This window comes from Streptomyces sp. NPDC028722 (assembly GCF_040637655.1).
Lineage (GTDB): Bacteria > Actinomycetota > Actinomycetes > Streptomycetales > Streptomycetaceae > Streptomyces.
On the sequence record NZ_JBEZWU010000004.1, the window covers coordinates 204,214 to 223,687 of the forward strand.

Annotated in this window: 19 protein-coding genes; 6 read left to right on the top strand and 13 right to left on the bottom strand. The window is 73.7% G+C overall.

The window, feature by feature from the left end; all coding sequences use genetic code 11:
• Window positions 1–6 precede the first annotated feature (6 nt).
• The 7 genes from AB0F03_RS08545 to AB0F03_RS08575 all read right to left on the bottom strand — a co-directional run bounded on the left by AB0F03_RS08545 (window position 7) and on the right by AB0F03_RS08575 (window position 8,510).
• Complete coding sequence (locus AB0F03_RS08545) at window positions 7–1,203, bottom strand: acetylornithine transaminase (protein WP_361987831.1); 1,197 nt, start codon at window positions 1,201–1,203, stop codon at window positions 7–9.
• On the bottom strand, window positions 1,200–2,099 hold the full coding sequence (gene argB, locus AB0F03_RS08550; RefSeq protein WP_361987833.1) for an acetylglutamate kinase: 900 nt from the start codon (window positions 2,097–2,099) through the stop codon (window positions 1,200–1,202). The genes AB0F03_RS08545 and argB overlap by 4 nt, the downstream gene beginning before the upstream one ends.
• On the bottom strand, window positions 2,096–3,247 hold the full coding sequence (gene argJ, locus AB0F03_RS08555; RefSeq protein ID WP_361987835.1) for a bifunctional glutamate N-acetyltransferase/amino-acid acetyltransferase ArgJ: 1,152 nt from the start codon (window positions 3,245–3,247) through the stop codon (window positions 2,096–2,098). Before argJ ends, argB begins: the two co-directional genes overlap by 4 nt.
• The gene (argC, locus tag AB0F03_RS08560; protein ID WP_361987837.1) at window positions 3,244–4,272 is read right to left on the bottom strand and encodes an N-acetyl-gamma-glutamyl-phosphate reductase; all 1,029 of its coding nucleotides are present in this window, start codon (window positions 4,270–4,272) and stop codon (window positions 3,244–3,246) included. Before argC ends, argJ begins: the two co-directional genes overlap by 4 nt.
• Before the next feature lie 229 nt (window positions 4,273–4,501).
• Window positions 4,502–4,975, bottom strand: a complete 474-nt coding sequence (locus AB0F03_RS08565; protein WP_361987839.1) for a GtrA family protein — start codon at window positions 4,973–4,975, stop codon at window positions 4,502–4,504.
• Window positions 4,975–5,925: a glycosyltransferase family 2 protein gene (locus AB0F03_RS08570; protein WP_361987841.1), complete on the bottom strand. Its 951-nt coding sequence runs from the start codon at window positions 5,923–5,925 to the stop codon at window positions 4,975–4,977. Before AB0F03_RS08570 ends, AB0F03_RS08565 begins: the two co-directional genes overlap by 1 nt.
• On the bottom strand, window positions 5,919–8,510 hold the full coding sequence (locus tag AB0F03_RS08575; protein WP_361987842.1) for a YfhO family protein: 2,592 nt from the start codon (window positions 8,508–8,510) through the stop codon (window positions 5,919–5,921). The genes AB0F03_RS08570 and AB0F03_RS08575 overlap by 7 nt, the downstream gene beginning before the upstream one ends.
• 253 nt (window positions 8,511–8,763) lie before the next feature.
• Between AB0F03_RS08575 and AB0F03_RS08580 the strand changes: the two genes are divergently transcribed.
• Together AB0F03_RS08580 and AB0F03_RS08585 are read left to right on the top strand one after the other, a co-directional pair.
• Window positions 8,764–9,210 (top strand): carboxymuconolactone decarboxylase family protein, encoded by a 447-nt coding sequence (locus AB0F03_RS08580; RefSeq protein WP_361987844.1) that lies wholly within the window; start codon window positions 8,764–8,766, stop codon window positions 9,208–9,210.
• A gap of 126 nt (window positions 9,211–9,336) precedes the next feature.
• Window positions 9,337–9,780: a DUF6314 family protein gene (locus AB0F03_RS08585; RefSeq protein ID WP_361987846.1), complete on the top strand. Its 444-nt coding sequence runs from the start codon at window positions 9,337–9,339 to the stop codon at window positions 9,778–9,780.
• Here the strand turns inward: AB0F03_RS08585 and AB0F03_RS08590 are convergent.
• Window positions 9,762–10,355, bottom strand: a complete 594-nt coding sequence (locus tag AB0F03_RS08590; RefSeq protein WP_361987848.1) for a histidine phosphatase family protein — start codon at window positions 10,353–10,355, stop codon at window positions 9,762–9,764. The genes AB0F03_RS08585 and AB0F03_RS08590 overlap by 19 nt on opposite strands.
• A 397-nt stretch (window positions 10,356–10,752) precedes the next feature.
• Window positions 10,753–12,213 carry a PLP-dependent aminotransferase family protein gene (locus AB0F03_RS08595; protein WP_361987850.1) on the bottom strand — a complete coding sequence of 487 codons (1,461 nt, stop codon included), beginning with the start codon at window positions 12,211–12,213 and terminating at the stop codon, window positions 10,753–10,755.
• Between AB0F03_RS08595 and AB0F03_RS08600 the strand changes: the two genes are divergently transcribed.
• Window positions 12,212–13,126, top strand: a complete 915-nt coding sequence (locus AB0F03_RS08600) for a DMT family transporter (protein ID WP_361987851.1) — start codon at window positions 12,212–12,214, stop codon at window positions 13,124–13,126. The two genes, AB0F03_RS08595 and AB0F03_RS08600, sit on opposite strands and share 2 nt — an antisense overlap.
• A 19-nt stretch (window positions 13,127–13,145) precedes the next feature.
• A complete protein-coding gene (locus tag AB0F03_RS08605; RefSeq protein ID WP_356824687.1) occupies window positions 13,146–13,346 on the top strand; it encodes a DUF1918 domain-containing protein in 201 nt (66 codons plus the stop codon).
• Between the two features lies 1 nt (window position 13,347).
• On the opposite strand, the gene AB0F03_RS08610 is transcribed toward AB0F03_RS08605, so the two are convergent.
• Window positions 13,348–14,610, bottom strand: coding sequence for a family 10 glycosylhydrolase (locus tag AB0F03_RS08610; RefSeq protein ID WP_361987852.1), 1,263 nt, complete (start codon window positions 14,608–14,610; stop codon window positions 13,348–13,350).
• 177 nt (window positions 14,611–14,787) lie between these two features.
• Here AB0F03_RS08610 and AB0F03_RS08615 point away from each other — a divergent pair, with 177 nt between their 5' ends.
• Both AB0F03_RS08615 and AB0F03_RS08620 read left to right on the top strand, forming a co-directional pair.
• Window positions 14,788–15,663: a 3-hydroxybutyryl-CoA dehydrogenase gene (locus AB0F03_RS08615; RefSeq protein WP_361987854.1), complete on the top strand. Its 876-nt coding sequence runs from the start codon at window positions 14,788–14,790 to the stop codon at window positions 15,661–15,663.
• A 194-nt stretch (window positions 15,664–15,857) separates the two neighbouring features.
• Entirely contained in the window at window positions 15,858–16,118 is a 261-nt protein-coding gene (locus tag AB0F03_RS08620) for a hypothetical protein (RefSeq protein WP_361987856.1), read from the top strand.
• On the opposite strand, the gene AB0F03_RS08625 is transcribed toward AB0F03_RS08620, so the two are convergent.
• From AB0F03_RS08625 to AB0F03_RS08635, 3 genes are all read right to left on the bottom strand, one after another.
• Window positions 16,115–16,651 (bottom strand): NUDIX hydrolase, encoded by a 537-nt coding sequence (locus AB0F03_RS08625; protein ID WP_361987858.1) that lies wholly within the window; start codon window positions 16,649–16,651, stop codon window positions 16,115–16,117. The genes AB0F03_RS08620 and AB0F03_RS08625 overlap by 4 nt on opposite strands.
• 65 nt (window positions 16,652–16,716) lie before the next feature.
• The gene (locus AB0F03_RS08630; protein WP_361987860.1) at window positions 16,717–18,057 is read right to left on the bottom strand and encodes a transcriptional regulator; all 1,341 of its coding nucleotides are present in this window, start codon (window positions 18,055–18,057) and stop codon (window positions 16,717–16,719) included.
• A 239-nt stretch (window positions 18,058–18,296) separates the two neighbouring features.
• The gene (locus AB0F03_RS08635) at window positions 18,297–19,364 is read right to left on the bottom strand and encodes a PP2C family protein-serine/threonine phosphatase (RefSeq protein ID WP_361987861.1); all 1,068 of its coding nucleotides are present in this window, start codon (window positions 19,362–19,364) and stop codon (window positions 18,297–18,299) included.
• Window positions 19,365–19,474: the final 110 nt, after the last annotated feature.

Here is a 19,474-nt window from a genome sequence, read left to right on the forward strand (position 1 = left end):
GTCGTCTCATTCCCCGGATAGTCCGTCCCCGTTGGCCTGCTCGAGGATGCCGGGCAGTGCCTGGAGCAGGGCACCCGCCTCGTCGTCGCGGAGGTTCAGCGGCGGCATGAGCCGTACGACGTCGGGGACGGGCGCGTTCACCAGGAACCCGGCGTCCTGGGCCGCCTGCTGCACCTGGGGTGCGCGCGGCCCGGTGAGCACGATACCCAGGAGCAGGCCCACGCCCCGGACATGGTCGATCAACGGGTGGTTCAGGGACTCGATGCCGTCCCGCAACTTCTCGCTCTGCCGCTTGACGTTGTCCAGCAGTCCCTCGTCGGCGATGGTGTCCAGGACGGCGAGCCCGGCGGCGCAGGCGACGGGGTTGCCGCCGAAGGTGGTGCCGTGCTGGCCGGGCCGGAGCAGTTCGGCGGCCCGGCCGAAGGCCACGGTGGCGCCGAGGGGCAGTCCGCCGCCGAGTTGCTTGGCGAGGGTGACGACGTCGGGGAGCACGCCCTCGTGGGCCTGGTACGCGAACCAGTTCCCGGAACGGCCGACGCCGGTCTGCACCTCGTCCAGGACGAGCAGGGCACCGGTGGCGGCGGTGATCGCGCGGGCCGCCTTGAGGTAGCCGGCCGGAGGCACGACCACGCCGTTCTCGCCCTGGGCCGGTTCGAGGATCACCAGGGCGGTGTCCTCGGTGACCGCGGCGGCGAGCGCCTGCGCGTCGCCGTAGGGGACATGGGTGACGTCGCCGGGCAGCGGCATGAACGGGTCCTGCTTGGCGGGCTGGCCGGTGAGCGCGAGGGCGCCCATCGTACGGCCGTGGAAGCCGCCGCCGGTGGCGACCATGTGGGTGCGCCCGGTGAGCCGGCCGATCTTGAAGGCGGCCTCGTTGGCCTCGGCACCGGAGTTGCAGAAGAAGACGCGGCCCTCCCGGCCGAAGAGCGTCAGGAGCCGTTCGGCGAGGGCGACGGTGGGCTCGGCCATGAAGAAGTTGGAGATGTGGCCGAGGGAGGCGATCTGTCCGCTGACGGCCTCGACGATCGCCGGGTGGGCGTGACCGAGGGCGTTGGTGGCGATGCCGCCGACGAAGTCGAGGTACTCCCGGCCGTCGGTGTCCCACACCTTCAGGCCCGCGCCACGGACGAGGGGCAGGCGCGGGGTGCCGTAGTTGTTCATGAGCGCGCCCTGCCAGCGCCCGGTCAGCTCCTGGTTGCTCATGACTCCCCCTGTTCGTCCGGCACGACCATGGTGCCGATGCCCTCGTCGGTGAAGATCTCCAGCAGGATCGAGTGCTGGACCCGGCCGTCGATGACGCGGGCGGTCGTCACGCCGTTGCGTACGGCGTGCAGGCAGCCCTCCATCTTCGGCACCATGCCGGCGCTGAGGTCCGGCAGCAGTTTCTCCAGTTGCGAAGCGGTGAGGCGGCTGATCACCTCGTCGGAGCGCGGCCAGTCCTCGTAAAGGCCCTCGACGTCGGTGAGGACCATGAGGGTCTCGGCGCCCAGTGCCGCGGCGAGCGCCGCGGCCGCCGTGTCGGCGTTGACGTTGTAGACGTGCCCGTCGTCCTGGGAGCGGGCGATGGAGGACACGACCGGGACGCGGCCGTCGGCCAGGAGGGCCTCGATCGCGCCGGTGTCGATCGCGGTGATCTCGCCGACCCGTCCGATGTCGACGAGTTCGCCGTCGATCTCGGGGGTGTGCCGGGTGGCGGTGATGGTGTGCGCGTCCTCGCCGGTGATGCCGACGGCGAGCGGGCCGTGCCGGTTGAGCAGACCGACCAGTTCGCGCTGCACCTGCCCGGCGAGGACCATGCGGACGACGTCCATGGCCTCCTCGGTGGTGACGCGCAGGCCCGCCTTGAACTCGCTGACGATGCCGTGCCGGTCGAGAGCGGCGCTGATCTGCGGGCCGCCGCCGTGGACGACGACCGGCTTGAGGCCGGCGTGCCGCAGGAAGACGACGTCCTGGGCGAAGGCGGCCTTCAGTTCCTCGTTCACCATGGCGTTGCCGCCGAACTTGATGACGACGGTCTTGCCGTGGTGCCGGGTGAGCCAGGGCAGCGCCTCGACGAGGATCTGGGCTTTCGGCAGGGCCGTGTGCTTGCGAGTGCTCATGAGGAGTAGGCGCTGTTCTCGTGGACGTAGTCGGCGGTCAGGTCGTTGGTCCAGATGGTCGCGGTCTCGTCGCCCGCGGCGAGGTCGGCGACGATGTGCACCTCGCGGTAGCGCATGTCGACCCGGTCGCGGTCCTCGCCCACGGCCCCGTTCTTGCAGACCCAGACGCCGTTGATGGCCACGTTCAGGCGGTCCGGCTCGAAGGCGGCCCGGGTGGTGCCGATCGCGGAGAGCACACGGCCCCAGTTGGGGTCCTCGCCGTGCAGGGCGCACTTGAGGAGGTTGTTGCGGGCGATGGAGCGGCCCACCTCGACGGCGTCCTCCTCGCTGGCCGCGTTGACGACCTCGACCCTGATGTCCTTGGCGGCGCCCTCGGCGTCGCCGATGAGCTGCCGGCCGAGGTCGTCGCAGACCTGCCGTACGGCCTCGGCGAACTCCGCGTACCCGGGGGTGACGCCGGCGGAGCCGGAGGCGAGCAGGAGCACGGTGTCGTTGGTGGACATGCAGCCGTCGGAGTCGACCCGGTCGAAGGTGACCCTGGTGGCGGCGCGCAGGGCCTTGTCCAGGGCGGCGCTGTCGAGGTCGGCGTCGGTGGTGAGGACGACCAGCATGGTGGCGAGGCCCGGCGCGAGCATGCCGGCGCCCTTGGCCATGCCGCCCACGGTCCAGCCGTCCCCGCTGACCACGGCGGTCTTGTGGACGGTGTCGGTGGTCTTGATGGCGATGGCGGCCTTCTCACCGCCGTGCTCGGACAGCTGGGCGGCGGCCGTGTCCAGGCCCGTGAGCACCTTGTCCATGGGCAGCAGCACGCCGATGAGCCCGGTGGAGCAGACGGCGACCTCGATGGCGCCGCGGCCGAGCACCTCGGCGGCCTTCTCGGCGGTGGCGTGGGTGTCCTGGAAGCCCTTGGGGCCCGTACAGGCGTTGGCGCCGCCGGAGTTGAGGACGACGGCGGAGACCTGGCCGCTGCTGAGGACCTGCTCGGACCAGAGGACCGGCGCGGCCTTCACACGGTTGGAGGTGAAGACGCCGGCGGCGGCACGGCGGGGCCCGTTGTTGACCACGAGGGCCAGGTCGGGGTTGCCGTTCTCCTTGATCCCGGCGGCGATGCCCGCCGCCGTGAATCCCTTGGCTGCCGTGACGCTCACGGTGCGACTCCGATCGTGGAAAGGCCGGTGGTCTCGGGGAGACCGAGGGCAAGGTTCATGCTCTGGACGGCGCCGCCCGCGGTGCCTTTGGTCAGGTTGTCGATGGCGCTGATCGCGATGATGCGGCCCACGGCGGCGTCGTAGGCGACCTGCACCTGTACGGCGTTGGAACCGTGGACGGACGCCGTGGCGGGCCACTGGCCCTCGGGCAGCAGGTGGACGAAGGGCTCGTCGGCGTAGGCCTTCTCGTACGCGGCCCGCAGGGACTCCGCGCTCACTCCTTCCTCCGCGGCGGCGCTGCACGTCGCGAGGATCCCGCGGGGCATCGGCGCGAGGGTCGGCGTGAAGGACACCGCGACCCGCTGCCCCGCGACGCCGCTGAGGTTCTGGATCATCTCGGGGGTGTGCCGGTGGCCGCCGCCGACGCCGTACGGGGACATGGAGCCCATCACCTCGCTGCCGAGGAGGTGCGGCTTGGGCGCCTTGCCCGCGCCGGAGGTGCCGGACGCGGCGACGATCACCGCTTCCGGCCGGGCGAGTGCGGCCGCGTAGGCCGGGAAGAGGGCGAGGGTGACGGCGGTGGGGTAGCAGCCGGGCACCGCGATGCGCCGGGACCCCGCCAGCGCGGTGCGGGCACCCGGCAGTTCCGGGAGGCCGTAGGGCCAGGTCCCGGCGTGCGGGGAGCCGTAGAAGGCCTCCCAGTCGGCCGGGTCGGCGAGCCGGAAGTCGGCGCCCATGTCGACCACGAGGACATCGGGGCCGAGCTGTTCGGCGACGGCCGCGGACTGCCCGTGCGGCAGCGCCAGGAAGACCACGTCGTGTCCGGCGAGCGCCTCGGGCGTGGTCTCGGTCAGGACGCGGTCGGCCAGCGGCAGCAGGTGCGGCTGGAGCGCGCCGAGCCGCTGCCCGGCGTTCGAGTTTCCGGTCAGCGCGCCGATCTCCGCCTCGGGGTGTGCGAGGAGCAGGCGCAGGACCTCTCCGCCCGCGTATCCGCTCGCTCCGGCCACTGCCACACGTACCGCCATGTCCACCCTCCTCAGGATGGCATGACTATACGCAACCATGCAGGAGTATGCAACGCACCGCGAGCAGGGGGAGCGCGAAGACCGGGAGCAGCCCGTGGAAGGTGTGCGGGGACGCTTCGGCACAAGGTGTGCGGGGACGCTTCGGCAAGGCGACAGGGGGGAACGGTGCCAGCGCCGCGGGCGCAACCGGACGGCCGTGACACGCCCGGGCCCGTAGCCCGCGGTCCGCTCACGCGGCGTCGGCGGTGCCGCGGACCTCTCCGGAGTCGCCCGCCGTGTCGGGCCGCGTGCCGCAGTCACCGGTCGTGACGGGCGCGGCGGGCCTCGCTCCCGGCAGCATCACCCGGCGGGACACGACGAACGTCACCGGGATCGCCGCGGCCGAGGCCAGGAGGGGGGCGAAGCGGTGGCCGGCGCGGAGGACGTCCACGATCACATAGACCCCGGCCGTCGTGATCACGAAATTGGTCACGTTCGTCAGCGGGAACATCAGGAATTTCCGCCAGGTCGGCCGCGTCCGGTAGGTGAAACGGGCGTTGAGGAAAAAGGAACCGGTCATGCTGAGCGTGAATGCCAGGGTGTGCGCGGCGAGGTACGGCAGCCATATCAGGAACAGCAGGTAAAGCCCGTAGTAGGTGGCCGTGTTCACCACACCGACCACGGCGAACGCCACTATCTGGCGGGACAGCGAGCGACTCGGCATCAGGGGATGAGGTCCTTTGTCCGTTCCACGTTGGTCGCCTTCACCAGGAAGTGCGGGCGGCCCTTCACCTCGTAGTAGATGCGGCCGGTGTACTCGCCGATGACACCGAGCATGACCATCTGCACCCCGGCGAGCGCGGTGACCGCGGTGATGATGGTGACATACCCGGGCGTCCGGACCCCGTTGACGAGCGCCGCGCCCACGATCCAGGCCGTGTACAGGCCCGCGCACAGCAGCAGGGCCAGGCCGAGCCAGAGGGCGGCGCGCAGCGGGCGGTTGTTGAAGGACAGCAGGCCGTCGAGGCCGTAGTTGAGCAGGCCGCGCATCGACCAGGAGCTGCGGCCGGCCCCGCGGGCCGCGTTCCCGTAGGTGAAGGTGACGCTCGGGAAGCCCACCCAGGCGAACAGCCCCTTGGAGAAGCGGTTGTACTCCGTGAGGCCGAGGACGGCGTCCACCACGCGGCGCGACAGCAGGCGGAAGTCGCCCACGCCGTCGACGAGTTCGACGTCGACCAGGCGGTTGACGACCCGGTAGTACAGGCGGGCGGTCAGGGTGCGGGTGAGCCCGTCGCCGGTGCGGGTGCGCCGGGCGATGACCTGGTCGTGGCCCTGCTCGCGCAGCTCCACCATGCGCCGGATCAGCGCCGGCGGATGCTGGAGGTCGGCGTCCATGACGACGACCGAGTCGCCCGAGGCGTGCCGGAGACCGGCGAGGAGGGCCGCCTCCTTGCCGAAGTTGCGGCTGAAGGAGACGTAGCGCACCCGGGAGTCGGCGGTGGCCAGGTGCTCCAGGACGGCGAGGGTACGGTCGCGGCTGCCGTCGTCGACGTACACGAACTCCATGTCGTGGCCGAGCGGCAGCAGTTCCTCGGCGACCCGCTGGACCTCCTCGTGGAAGCGGGCGAGGACGTCCTCCTCGTTGTGGCAGGGCGCGACGATCGATATCAGCATGGCGGGTCTCCCCCTGGGCGCGGTCGGAGAGCGGTGGTCACGCGCTCGCGCGGTGATGTGGTCGTGGCCGGTGCCCGGACGCGCCGGCGGCGGACGGCGGTGAGGACGGTGAGCAGGACGAGGGCCGTCAGCGAGGCGGCCCCGGCCGTCGCGCCCAGCCGCAGGCCGGGTGGGTGGAAGGTGCAGGTCAAACGCGTTGAGTGGGCGTCGAGCGGTACGGCGGTCAGGCCGTGGAAGCCGGCGGCGGGCCGCTCGGGGCCGTCGCCCGCGGCGCACCGCCAGCCGGCGATCCGGGGGACGGCGAGGACCGCGACGCCCTTGCTGCCGGCGGGCAGCCTGGCCCGTACGGTGCCGTCGGTGACGGTGACCTCGGTGGCGCCGGTGGCCGTCAGTCGGGCGGCGGCGGTGCGCAGCCGGGCGGTGTCCAGGCAGCCGACGGCACCGGCCGGGACGCGCCCCGGCCGGTCCGGGGTCAGCTCGACACGGACCCGTCCGGTGGCCGGGGCCCGGCCGAGGGGTGCCATGGCGGCCCGGTTGCGTGGGAACACGTAGCGGAACGGCACCGTGCTCCCGGCGCCGGTGAGCCGTGCGGTGCCGGAGAAGTGCGGGGCCCACAGGTGGACCCGGGTGCCGGCCGGGCACCGGGCGGTGAGCGTCGGCGCGGACACGGCGGTGCCGGTGCCGACCCGGCCGGACCGCACCGGCCGCCCGCCGTCGTCGTGGACGGTGACGCGGGGCACGGTGTAGACACGGCTGCCGAGCAGCAGTTCCTGGTTGCGGTACGGCGACGGCCCGAACGCCCTCGTGTCGGGGGCGGCCCGGACGGTCACCAGGGGCGGCACGTCCTGCCGGGTCACGGTCACCGGGCCGCCGTCCTCCGGCAGACGCGTCCGGTGCGGGTCGGGCGGCGAGTGCACCCGGGCGCCGACGGAGAAGATCACGTCCGTGACCGCGTTGTCCAGGCTCTGTACGCTGCGGCCCCGCGAGGTCCAGCCGCCGCCGAGGGCGGTGAGGGTGCGGCTGAGGACGTCCGGGGTCAGGCTGCTGTAGTAGGCCGCGCCCTGACCGCCCACCAGCATCGGGTCGTTGCCGACGGTCTGTTCGCGGCCGGGGTCGGTGCGGTACCGGGGCCAGCCGTCGGCCCCGGCGACCGCCGCCGCCTGCCGCTCCTGCCGCCCGCCCCAGGGCGCGTAGTCGTCCAGGTGCCCCAGGCGCAGCCGGGCGGCGACGGCGGAGGTGGCGGCGGCCTCGCCGCACTGTGCGCCGAGCAGCAGGACGACGGCCAGCCCGGCGAGCCGGGCGCGCCGCCCGGGGCGGGCCAGGAGGAGGAGCCCGCCCAGCGACCCGGCGACGGCGAGCAGCAGCACCGGCCAGGTCCAGACCCGCACCAGGCTGCTGCGGGCCGCGACGGCCGTGATCAGGGCGAGCAGCGCGGTCGCGGCGCCGAGGGCGCGCCGGTCCGGGAGGCCGTACGCCAGGGCGTGCCAGGCGGCGAGGACCAGCAGCCCGCACAGCACGAACGCCTGCCGGTAGGAGCTGCCCTGCGGCGTGGCGAAGGCGTGCCAGAGCAGGTGGGTGGGGCCCCATTGGAGGGACAGGGCCACCGCGAGCACCAGCGTGGTCCAGCCGGTGCGGACGGGTACGGGGACCGCCCGGTGGAAGGGCAGGGCGAGGGCGAGGAGGAGGGCGGTGACGCCGACGTAGAGGGCCGGGGAGCCGAAGCCGTAGGTGGCGGGGAGCAGCCGGGCCGCCACGTCCTCGGTGGGGACCGGCGCGAACCGCCGTACGCGGCCGGGGTAGGCGTGCCGGGTGCCGAGGTAGACGACCGTCACGAGCGGGGCGGCCAGGCCCACGCCGAGCACGGTGGTGAGGGTGGCGCGGCCGGCCGCCGCGAGCGCCTGCCGGCGGGGCGGACGGGCCAGCAGCAGGCGCAGCAGCAGGACCAGGGCGGCGCCGAGGGTGGCCATGTAGGCGGTGTAGAAGTTCGCGGTCCAGGCGAGGGCGACGGTCAGGACACCGAGGACGCGCCGGCGTCCGTCGAGCGCCCACTCGCCGGCCAGGCACAGCAGGGGCAGGGCGATCAGGCCGTCGAGCCACATCGGGTTGTAGGAGGCGTCGGCCACGCTCCAGCCGCACAGCGCGTAGGAGCTGCCCAGGAGGGCCGCCGCCCACCAGCGGCCGGGCCGCAGGGCGAGCAGCAGCCAGGCCATGGCCGCGGCGGCGGACGCGGTCTTCAGGAGGGTGACGGCGTAGACGGCGAGGTCGATCCGGTCCCGGGGGAAGAGGGCGACGAGCGGGGCGAAGGGGCTGCCGAGGTAGGTGCCCAGGTCGGGCAGGAAGCTGGTGCCGTAGCCGGACTGCCAGTTGACGAGGAGGCCGCCGTCGGCCCTGCCGTGCAGCAGGTCCCACAGGTGGGCGTGGAAGGGCACGTACTGGTTGCCCAGGTCGTTGACGCTGCGGGTGCGGGGGCCGAAGGGGTAGCTGCGGGCCAGCGTGTCACCGGCGCACAGGGCCGTGACGGTGACGGCCGCGGCGAGCAGCGCGGCGGCCCGGCGCGGCACGTCGGGCGGGGTCGGACGGTCCATTGCGGCAAGGCCCCCAGCGGAATTCACTTCGCGGTTTTCGCCGAGTGAGACGGGAGGCATTTCCCGATGGTTGTGTACTCATCGAAAAGTGGGGCGGGATCTTCCGGACAAGGAGAACAGTGTGTGAATTCCGCGCCGCTCCGGAGAACCGGGGATTTACGGAAGGTGTTCCCGGGGTGAAGCGGGGGCCGGCGGACAGTGGCGCCACGGCGGGCTTGACCTGGAGTGGGCTCCACCTTCTACGGTTCCGGTCATGAGCAACGAGCGCAGCACCACCCGTGACGAGCGTTTCGCCCATGGCCTGGAGGTACTGGAGTCCGTCGACGGCGAGGCCGGCCGGCGGGTCGTCGACTCGCTCGCCGACATCAGCCCCGAGCTGGGACACCAGATCGTCGCCTGGGGGTTCGGCGAGATCTACGCCCGGCCCCAGCTGGCGCCCCGGGACCGCCAGTTGGTCACCCTGGGCATGCTGACCGCCCTCGGCGGCTGCGAGGCCCAGCTGGAGGTGCACGTCAACGCGGCCCTGAACGTGGGACTCACCCCGGAGCAGATCGTGGAGGCGCTGCTGCACTCGGCCGGTTACTGCGGTTTCCCCCGGGCGCTGAACGCCACCTTCGTGGCGAAGAAGGTGTTCGCCGAGCGCGGTCTGCTGCCGGCGGGGCGGCAGCAGACCGCGGACGGGTCGCCCGCTTCTCCCTGATCCCGAGGAAGGTGACGGGGCGCCCCGAGGAGGTGTACGCGCACCGGCCGGCGGCTTCGGTGCGGACCGAGGGGCATGAACACGTGGACGGGGCGGGCCCGGAGGGACGGGCGGAGAGGGATCACGATGGACGAGTTCTGGCCCGTGGCCGACCTGCTGGCCCATCTCGCCGGACGCTGGCGGGCCGAGCGCAGCGTGCGGGACCTGGCGAGCGGGGACACGGGACACTTCACCGGGGAGACCGTCTTCGGTCCGCTGGACGGCGGCGGCCTGCTGCACACCGAGTCCGGCACCTTCACCTGGCAGGGCGTGACGCGGCCGGCCACACGGACCCTGCGGTTCCTGCCGGGGGCCACGCCGGGCCGGGCGGACGTGCGGTTCGCGGACGGGCGGCCCTTCCACGCGCTGGACCTGACCTCCGGGCGGCACGTCGCCGACCACCCCTGCGCGGCCGACCTCTACCGGGGCGAGTTCACCGTGCGGGACGCCGGCCACTGGCGCACGGTGTGGCGGGTCGGCGGACCGGCGAAGGACCTGGTCCTCGTCACCGACTACGTGCGCGAGCCCTGAACGCCGCCCCCGTCGAAGCGGAGGTTCCACCGGCCCGAGCGGCCCGTGACGGTGGTCGTGGACAGCGGGCGGACGTCGATGTTCCAGTAGCTCGACGGGGGCGCCTTGAGGGCGTAGACCAGGGCCGCGCGGATCACCGACGGTTCGGCCACCGCGACGATCCGGCCGCCGTCGTCCGCCGGCCGGGTGTCCAGCCAGCCACCGACCCGCGAGATGAACACCAGCAGGGACTCACCGCCGTGCGGGGTGGAGCACGGATCGGCCAGCCAGGCGTCGACCGCGGCCGGCTCCCGGGCCATCGCCTCGCCCAGCGTCAGGCCGCGCCAGCGGCCCATGTCGCAGTCCCGCAGGGCCGGCTGGACCAGCGGGGCGTACCCCAGGGCGTCGCCGGTGGCCCGGCTGCGCGGGGTCGGCGAGCAGTAGCGCAGCTCGGCCGCCGCCAGCGGCAGCAGGTCCCCGGCGACGCGCTGCACCTCGTCCCAGCCGGCCCCGTCCAGCGGCCGGTCGTCCTCGAAGCGCTCCGCGAGCAGGGAGGCACTGCGCGCGGCGGCGACGAACGTGACCCTGAGTGGCATGCGGTGATGGTGAGCCGCGCCGGGGGGCGGGTCAAGAGGGGTTACCCGGGAGTTACCGAAGGGCACGGCACTTTGCCCGGCTTCCTGCCGGAAGGGGTGGACCATCCACCCCACCGGGACGGTCCAGTTCCCGGAATCCAAGCTTCCGCCGGCCGCCGTGCGCGCCCCGCGCCGCGAGCGGCGGCCGGCGCACGCCGAGGAGCGCCCGGTGGCCGCGGACCCGGCCGACGAACACCGTGCCGATGCCCCGCCGCGCGGGGACGGGTCGACGCACCCGTCCGCGAGCCGGGCGAACAGCACGCGCTCGGCCGGTCACCCGCGCACGCGCACCGCCCGCCGGTCCCGCGGGTGCCGGGGCGCGGTGATCTCACCGGTGCGGCCGTGCCGGGCCGGCGGGTCAGCCCAGCACCTCGTCGCAGGCCGCCCGCAGCCGCCGTACCCCTTCCGCGATCTCCCCCGTGCCGGCGACCGCGGCGAAGCTCAGGCGGAGGTGGGCGGCGGGGGGCTCGGCGCTGAAGTAGGGGCGGCCGGGGGTCAGGGCGACGCCCGCGCGCAGGGCGGCGGCGGCCAGTGCCGCCTCCACCCCGGAGCCGAGCGCCGGGGAGGCGCCGCCGTCGGGCAGGCGCAGCCACAGGTGGTAGCCGCCGGAGGGGATGTGCGGCAGGGCGAGCTCGGGCAGCTGCCGGGCGAGCGCGCCCGTCATGGCGTCCCGGCGGGTGCGCAGCTCGGCCGAGAGGGCGCGCAGATGGCGCGGCCAGGCCGGGGAGCCGACGAGTTCCAGGGCGGCCTCCTGGAGCGGCCGGGGCACGAAGAAGCTGTCCACGACCTGGATGGCGCGCAGGCGCTCCAGGACGGGGCCGTGGGCCGCCAGGGCGCTGACCCGGAAGCTGGGTGAGGTGGCCTTGGTCAGCGAGCCGACGTGGACGACCACGCCGTCCGGGTCGTCGGCGGCCAGCGGGCGGGGCAGTGGTCCCGCGTCGGCGTGCACCAGCCGGCGGACGAAGTCGTCCTCGACGACGAACGCGCCGGCCTCGCGGGCGATGCGCAGCACCTCGGCGCGCCGGTCGGGTGCCAGCACGGCGCCGGTCGGGTTCTGGAACAGCGGCTGGCAGACGAAGACCCGGGCGCCGGTGGCCTGGAAGGCGTCCGCGAGCAGGCCGGGGCGTACCCCGTCGGGGTCCACGGGCACCGGGACGGGGCGCAGGCCTGCCGCGCGGGCCAGGGCGAGCATGCCCGGGTAGGTGGGCGACTCCACGAGGACCGGGGCGCCGGGCGGGGCGAGTGCGCGCAGGGCGGTGGCCAGCGCGGCCTGGCCGCCCGCCGCGATCAGCACCTCGGCCGCGCCGACGGTCCCGCCGATCCCGCGCGCGAACCACTCCCGCAGCTCGGGCAGTCCCTCCAGGGGCGGCCTCCCCCAGGCGCCGGGCCGCCGCCCGGCCCGGGCCAGGGCCGCCGCCATGGCCCGCTCGGGTTGCAGCGAGGGGTGGAGGTAGCCGCCGTTGAACTCCAGCACCCCGGGCGGCGGCGCGGCCAGCGACACCGTGACCCCGGCGGCGTCCACCGTGCGGGGGACGAGGTCGGCGGCGCCGTCGGCGCTCAGCGCCACCTCCTGCCAGGAGGTGTCCCCGGCGGGGGTCTGCGCGGAGTGCGGCCGGGCCCGGAAGGCGCCGGCGCCGGGCCGGGTGACCACGAGGCCTTCGGCGGCGAGCTGGGCGAGGGCCCGGGAGACGGTCACCGGACTCACCCGGAACCGCTCGACGAGCGCCCGGCTCGACGGGAGCTTTCCACCCAGCGGATAGCGGTTGAGTTCTCCCCGCAACTGCTCGGCCAGTTCCGCCACACTGCTACGCTGATGCATGAGAACCCAGAGTAGCGCTACTACGGCGAGCCCGATAGCAGTCACCGCTCCCCGGGAGGAGTCCGGGGGCCTCGGCACCCTCCAGGCCGCCCTCGGTGTGGTCGCCTTCTCGCTGACGTTCCCCTCGACCGCCTGGGGGCTGGAGAGCTTCGGTCCCTGGTCCCTGGTGGCGGTGCGCGGCGTCCTGGCCGCGGTCGTGGCCGGCGGCTGCCTGCTGGCCCTGCGGGTACGGCTTCCGGCCCGCCGCCACCTCGCCGGTCTCGCCGTGGTCGCCGCCGGCGTGGTGCTGGGCTTCCCGATGCTGACCACGCTCGCCCTGGAGACCTCCACCACCGCGCACGCGGCCGTGGTGGTGGGGCTGCTGCCGTTGACCACCGCCGTGTTCTCGGCCCTGCGCACCGGCGCCCGCCCCTCCCGCCGGTTCTGGCTGGCGGCCGTCGCCGGCGCGGCGGCCGTGATCGCCTTCACCCTCGCCCAGAGCGGCGGCACGCTCACCGTCGCCGACGGTTTCCTCTTCGCGGCCCTGCTGGTGTGCGCGGCCGGCTACACCGAGGGCGGCCGGCTGGCCCGGGTCATGCCGGGCTGGCAGGTCATCGGCTGGGCGCTCGTACTGTGCCTGCCGCTCAGCCTGCCGGCCGTCGCGCTCGCGCTGGCCTACGAGCCCGTGCACCTCACCGGGCACGGCATCGCCGGTCTGCTGTGGGTGGCGCTGGGTTCGCAGTTCCTCGGGCTCGTCGTCTGGTACCGGGGCATGGCGGCCATCGGCATCCCCCGGGCCAGCCAGTTGCAGTTGGCACAGCCCCTGCTCACACTGGTGTGGTCGGCGCTGCTGCTGGGCGAGCGCTTCACGGCGGCCGCTCCGCTGACCGCCGTCGCGGTGCTCGTGTGCATCGCCGTCACACAGCGGTCGTGATCGTGAGGAGGGCCCGTCCATGCACGCATCCAAGGGCGACCGCCTTGTCCAGCACGGCAGGGTGGTCGGCCAGCACGACCAGGTCACGGAAGTCGTCGAAGTGATGGGCCAGGAGGGCAATCCGCCCTACCGGGTCCGTTTCGCGGACGGGCGGGAGGCCGTCATGTCCCCCGGCCCCGACTGCGAGGTCCGTCATCCGCAGGACCGGACACAGCAGTAGGTCAGCGCGGTGGCACCGCCGACCGCCGGTAGTGGTCGGCGACCACCCGCGCCATCGCCCCGACCGGGTCGGCCGCGACCTCCTCGGCGGCGAAGAACACGTGCCCGCGCACCTGCGGGTACCGCGCGGCGAGGGTGAGGTGCCGGGACAGCTCGACCGGGTCCTGCCAGGGCGAGGGCTGCCCGGCGGCACCCGCCTTGTACAGGGCCTCGCCGACGTACAGCCGCGTCCGCGTGCCCCGGGCGACCTCCGCCCACCAGGCCACGAGCTCGGCGTAGTCGGCGGCGGCGAAGCCGATGTGCCAGTACAGCTGCGGCACGATGTAGTCGATCCAGTTGCCGCGGACCCACTTGCGGGTGTCCGCGTACAGGTCGTCATACGTCTGCACCCCCGCCCGCGTCTCGGAGCCGCGCGCGTCGGTCGAGGCGTTGCGCCACACCCCGAAGGGGCTGATCCCGAACCGGGTGCCGGGCCGGACGCGCCGGATGTCCGCCGCCGTCTCCCGCACCAGCTTGTCGATGTTGTCCCGCCGCCAGGCGGCCCGGCCGGGGAAGGCGCCGCCGTACCGGTCGTAGGCGTCCTCGTCGTCGAAGGTCTGGCCGGCGACCGGATAGGGATAGAAGTAGTCGTCGAAGTGGACGGCGTCGACGGGGTACCGGGCGACCGCGTCGAGCATGGCCCGCCGCACGAAGGCACGGACCTCGGGCAGACCGGGGTTGTAGTACAGCCGGCCGCCGTAGGGCACCACCCAGTCCGGGTGCCTGCGGGCCGGGTGGGACGGGGCCAGCCGGCCGGGGTCGGTGTGGTTGGCGATCCGGTACGGGTTGAACCAGGCGTGCAGTTCCAGGCCCCGGGCGTGGGCCTCCCGCACGGCGGTGCCGAGGGGGTCCCAGCCGGGGTTCCCGCCCTGGGTTCCGGTCAGGTACTCGGACCAGGGCTCGTACGGCGACGGCCAGAGGGCGTCGGCGGTGGGCCGCACCTGGAAGACGACCGTGTTGAGCCGGCGGCGGGCCGCGTGGTCGAGGTGGGCGATCAGCTCCTTGCGCTGGGTGCTCGCCGGGAGGCCGGGCCGCGAGGGCCAGTCCCGGTTGGCGACCGTCGCGAGCCAGACGCCGCGCATCTCGGCGCCGGCGCGCGGCAGGCGGTACGGCGCCGGGTGCGCGCCCGGCCCCGGGGCGGCGGCCTCTCCCTCGGCGCTCGCGACGCCGCCCGATGCCGTGGCCAGCGTGGACAGCGCGGCCAGCGTGAAGGTTCGCCGTGACATGCGTCCCATCCGCACACCCCCATACCCTTCGGATCCGCCTCGTCACGGATCGTTCCGCGCTCCAGAATGCCCCCACCCGAGCGATCGATCATCGATACTTGGCGGTAACGTGCACGATCGGAGCAGGCACCGAACCCGGAGGCCTGTCGAGCGAGCCGGAGAAGCGAAGGGGACGATGTGACGGGCATCCCAGGGGGAGACATTGCACGCGTCGGAGTCGTGGGCTGCGGCCAGATGGGCGCGGGCATCGCCGAGGTGTGCGCCCGCGCGGGACTGGACGTGAAGGTCGCCGAGACCACCGGCGAGGCCCTGGAGATCGGCCGCACCCGGCTGTTCAACTCCCTGGGCAAGGCGGCCGAACGCGGCAAGATCACCGAGGAGGACCGGGACGCCACGCAGGCGCGCCTGAGCTTCACCACCGACCTCGGCGAGTTCGCCGACCGGGATCTGGTGATCGAGGCCGTCGTCGAGAACGAGCAGGTCAAGACCGAGATCTTCCAGGTGCTCGACCAGGTGGTGACCCGGCCCGACGCGATCCTGGCCTCCAACACCTCCTCCATCCCGCTGGTGAAGCTGGCGGTCACCACCTCCCGGCCGGACCACGTCGTCGGCATCCACTTCTTCAACCCGGCCCCGGTGCAGCAGCTGGTCGAGCTGATCCCGGCGCTCACCACCTCCGAGGGCACCCTCAGCCGCGCCCAGCTCTTCGCCGAGAAGGTGCTGGGCAAGCACGCCATCCGCGCCCAGGACCGCTCCGGGTTCGTGGTGAACGCGCTGCTCGTGCCCTACCTGCTGTCGGCGATCCGGATGTTCGAGTCGGGCATCGCGAGCCGCGAGGACATCGACAACGGCATGGAGATGGGCTGCGCCCATCCGATGGGCCCGCTGAAGCTGTCCGACCTGATCGGTCTGGACACCATCGTCTCCATCGCCAACTCCATGTACGCCGAGTACAAGGAGCCGCTGTACGCCGCTCCCCCGCTGCTCCAGCGCATGGTCGAGGCGGGCCGGCTGGGCCGGAAGGCCGGTTCCGGCTTCTACACCTACGGCTGATCACCCAGAGCGACGCCCTGCGGGCCCGGCACCGGATGCGGTGCCGGGCCCGTCTGTTTCACACACCGTGTGCGCGCCGGGCACGCATATGCCCCTCGCACACGCTCCCCACGCGCCCACCAGGCGAGTTGACTCTCCATGCGCATGCAAGGGAAGCGGAACCATCCATTTCGACTACCGAGAGGAACGGACCCGTGACGGTCGATCCGGAGCATCCCGTGATCCATGGAGAACTCGCAGAGTTACGGCGCCGCCTCGACGTGGCCTACGCCCGCGTCGAGGGCGGACTGGCGCTGCTGCGTCACCGTACCGAGGAGACCGCCAAGGAACTGGACGAGCTGAACTCCCGGCTGGCCTCGCTGGAACACGCGCGCTGGCCGTTGCCCTCGCTCGCCGCGCTGACCGCGCTGGGCGCGCTCGCGGCGACGATCTGGCAGGCGCTGACGGCCCATTAGTCCTGGGCGAGCCTGAGGTGGTGCAGCAGGAGTAACGCGGCCGCCATGTTGGCGGCCGGGACCTCCCCGCGGGCGATCAGGTCGGGGACGAGTTTGAGGGGCACCCATTCCCGCCGGTCCGACTCGAAGTCGTCCACGGGGTGTCCGACGTACTCGCCCCGCTCCGACCAGTAGATGTGGTGCCGGGCGTCGGTGAGGCCGTTGGACGGCTCCACGCTCATGAGGTGGTGCAGGGGTCCCGGCCGCCAGCCGGTCTCCTCCTCCAGTTCCCTGGCCGCCGCGCGCGCGATGTCCTCGCCGTCCTCGACGACGCCCGCGGGCAGTTCCCACCCCCAGCTGTCGGTGATGAACCGGTGCCGCCACAGCAGCAGCACCTCGTTCGCCTCGTTGACGACCGTCGCCACCGCCACGGGCCGCAGCCGGATGACGAAGTGGTCGAGGTGCCGGCCGTCCGGCAGCTCGACATCGGCGAGATTGACGCTGAACCAGCGGTTCTCGTACACAGTTTGTTCGTTCTGTTTCGTCCACTGCACGGTATTGCCACCTTCCGCTGAGTAAGTGGCAATATCGCAGCAGGGACGGTGCGCCTACAGTGCGCCTACAGCGGCACGCGCAGTGCTCCGTCGATGAGTTCGGCGGCCTCGGCGGTGCCGGCCGAGCCGCAGCGCAGCAGGTGGTCACGCACCGCGCGGAGTCTGTCCCGCAGCCGCTGGGACTCCATCCCGCGGGCCTGTTCGGCCATCTGCACGGCGGTGGCCGCCGCCCGGTCGGCGTTGCCCCGGCGCAGTTCGATGGTGCTCAGCATCGCCAGCCGGTGCACCCGCCCCCGGTCGTGCGCGGGGTTGTCGACGGCCGCCGCCGCGTGCTCCCGGGCGCCGCTGAGGTCCCCGAGACTGAGGAGCGCCTCGGCCACCTGCACGTTGACGAGGCCCGGCTGGACGTACCCGGTCTCGGCCGGCTCGTGCCCCCGCCGGATCCGCCCGGCCGCCGTCTCCGCGCGCCGGATGCAGAACAGCGCGCTGCCGCTGTCCCCGAGGTGCGCGTACGCCTTGGCCTGCATCGCGTACAGGTCGGAGGCGAGCGCCGGGGTGATGTGCCGGCCGGCGGTGCGCAGCGCGGCCTCGGCGAAGGCGACGGCCTGCCGGTACTCCCGCATGAACAGCGACTGGTTGACCAGCAGGGCTATCACGTACGCCCCCAGTCCCCGGTCCCCGCTGGCCTTGGCCAGGCGCAGCGCCTGGTGGAAGTAGCGCTGGGCGAGTCCGTGCGCGTCGGAGTCGTACGCGCAGATGCCCGCGATCGCCACCAGCCCGCCGGTCGCCCGGTGCAGCTGGCGGCCGGTGGCGTCGGTGTAGCCGCCGCGCAGCAGCGGCGCGGCCTCGGCGTTGAGGAAGCCGACGACCCGGCTCCGCGTCGCGATGCCCCCCGCCTTGCGGTACATCTGCTCGTAGTGCGCGCGGGCGGCCCGGAGCATCTCGATGTCGGACGCGGTGACCGCGTGCCGGCCGCCCCGCGAGACGTCGACGTCCTCGGGCGGGTTCTCCCACTCCCACACCGGCATCACGGCCGGGGTCCCGGTGACGGCGGGCGCGCCGAGCACGTGGGACCGCTGCTGCTCGTCGGACCGCCACAACGCGGTGGCCCGCTCCACGAACCCGTTGAGGGAACCGGTGTGCGGGGTGCTCGGCCCGCCGGGCACCCCGAGGCCGATGTCGTCGAGCGTGACGGACCGGTGCAGCCGTGCCGCCAGCACCTCGCAGATCAGGTCGGGCACCTGGCCGCGGGGCCGCTGCCCCTTCAGCCACCGGGCGACGGCGGTGTGTTCGTAGCGCAGCGCGAGACCGCGGGCGCGTCCCGCCTGGTTGACGTGGGCGGCTAGACCGGCGTGCGAGATCCCCGCCTCGTCCAGGATGGCGTCGAGCAGAGTGTTGGGCTGCATGGGATGCCCCCCGAGTGACCTGGTGCCGTCAGCGTAGTGGGTACGCCTTCACACGGGGTGTGAACGCAGTGCCCGCGTCCGCGGGGCGCACGCGCTGTCGCCGCGGGGGCCGCGCCGGTTCACTGGGCTGCCTCGCGAGAGACCGGCCGGGCCGCCGGCTCCCCCTCAGACAGCGGCGGCCCGGCCGGGCGGCGCCCCGGACGTCAGTGCGCGCCGGACGTCAGTGCGCGCGCCGGGCGTCAACGGCGCGTCGTCGGCTGCGGACGCGTCGAGGCCGGGCAGGCGGCTCCCCGCGCGCCCGGCGGCCGTCTGTCCTTCCGGTCGTTGCGCAGGACCAGGAGTGCGACGTCGTCCGTGGGTCTTCCGCCGGTGTGGTGCAGCAGCGCGCCGAAGACCGTACGCAGCACCGCCTGCGGGGAGGCCGGCTGGTCGCGCACCGCCTCGCTGAGCACGTCCGGCAGGGAGAAGAACCGTCCCCGGCCGTCCCGGGCGTCCTCCGCGCCGTCCGTGAAGAGGACCAGGGACTCGCCCGGCAGCAGCCGGCCGCAGGGCTGGGGCACCGGCTCCGCGGGCGGCGGGAACGGACCCAGCGGCGGCAGCGGATCCGTGCGGGTGAGCGGCTCGACCCGCGTGCCCCGCAGCACGTACGGCCATGGATGGCCGCAGTTGAGGGCGCGGAGCGTGCCGTCCCGGTCGATCTCCAGGAGCAGGACGGTGACGAACTCCTCGGCGACCGGGCTGTCCGGGGCGGGAATGCCGCACGCGGGGTGTTCGGCGCGGGCGCGTTCGTGCAGATGGCGGCCGAGGGTGCGGTCCAGCCGGTGCAGCACCCCGCCGAGCCGGGGCTCGTCGTGCGCGGCCTCGCGGAAGCTGCCGAGGAGGGCGGCGACGGTGCCGAGGGCGGCCAGACCGTGCCCCCGTACGTCCCCCATCACCACCCGCACCCCGTGCTCGGTGGCGATGGCCTCGTACAGGTCGCCGCCGACACTCGCGCCCCGGTCGGCGGACAGCTGGGCGGCGCCGACGTTGAGCCCGTCCAGCCAGGGCGGCAGCGGACGCAGGACGACGCTCTGCGCGGCGCACGCCGCCCGCCGGGCGAACCGCAGCTCCCGCAGCAGGGCGCACCGGACGTGGAAGATGAGGGCGGTGCCGACGGCGACGAACACGGCGCTGGTGACCAGGCGCGCCCCGAGCCCGTCCTGCCGGGCGAGCGGGCAGCCGTATCTGTAGCCGACGGCCACCGCTCCCCAGAGCGTGGGCAGTAGGGTTCCTCGCGCGGTGGGCGCCCGTGCCTTGATGCGGATCATGCCTCTGGTCCCCCATATGGGCCCTGACAGAGCAGACGGACCGGCCCCGTGAGGCCGGTCCGATTCTGTCGACGCCATGAGCCGGTGGGACCGGATCACCTGCGATTCCC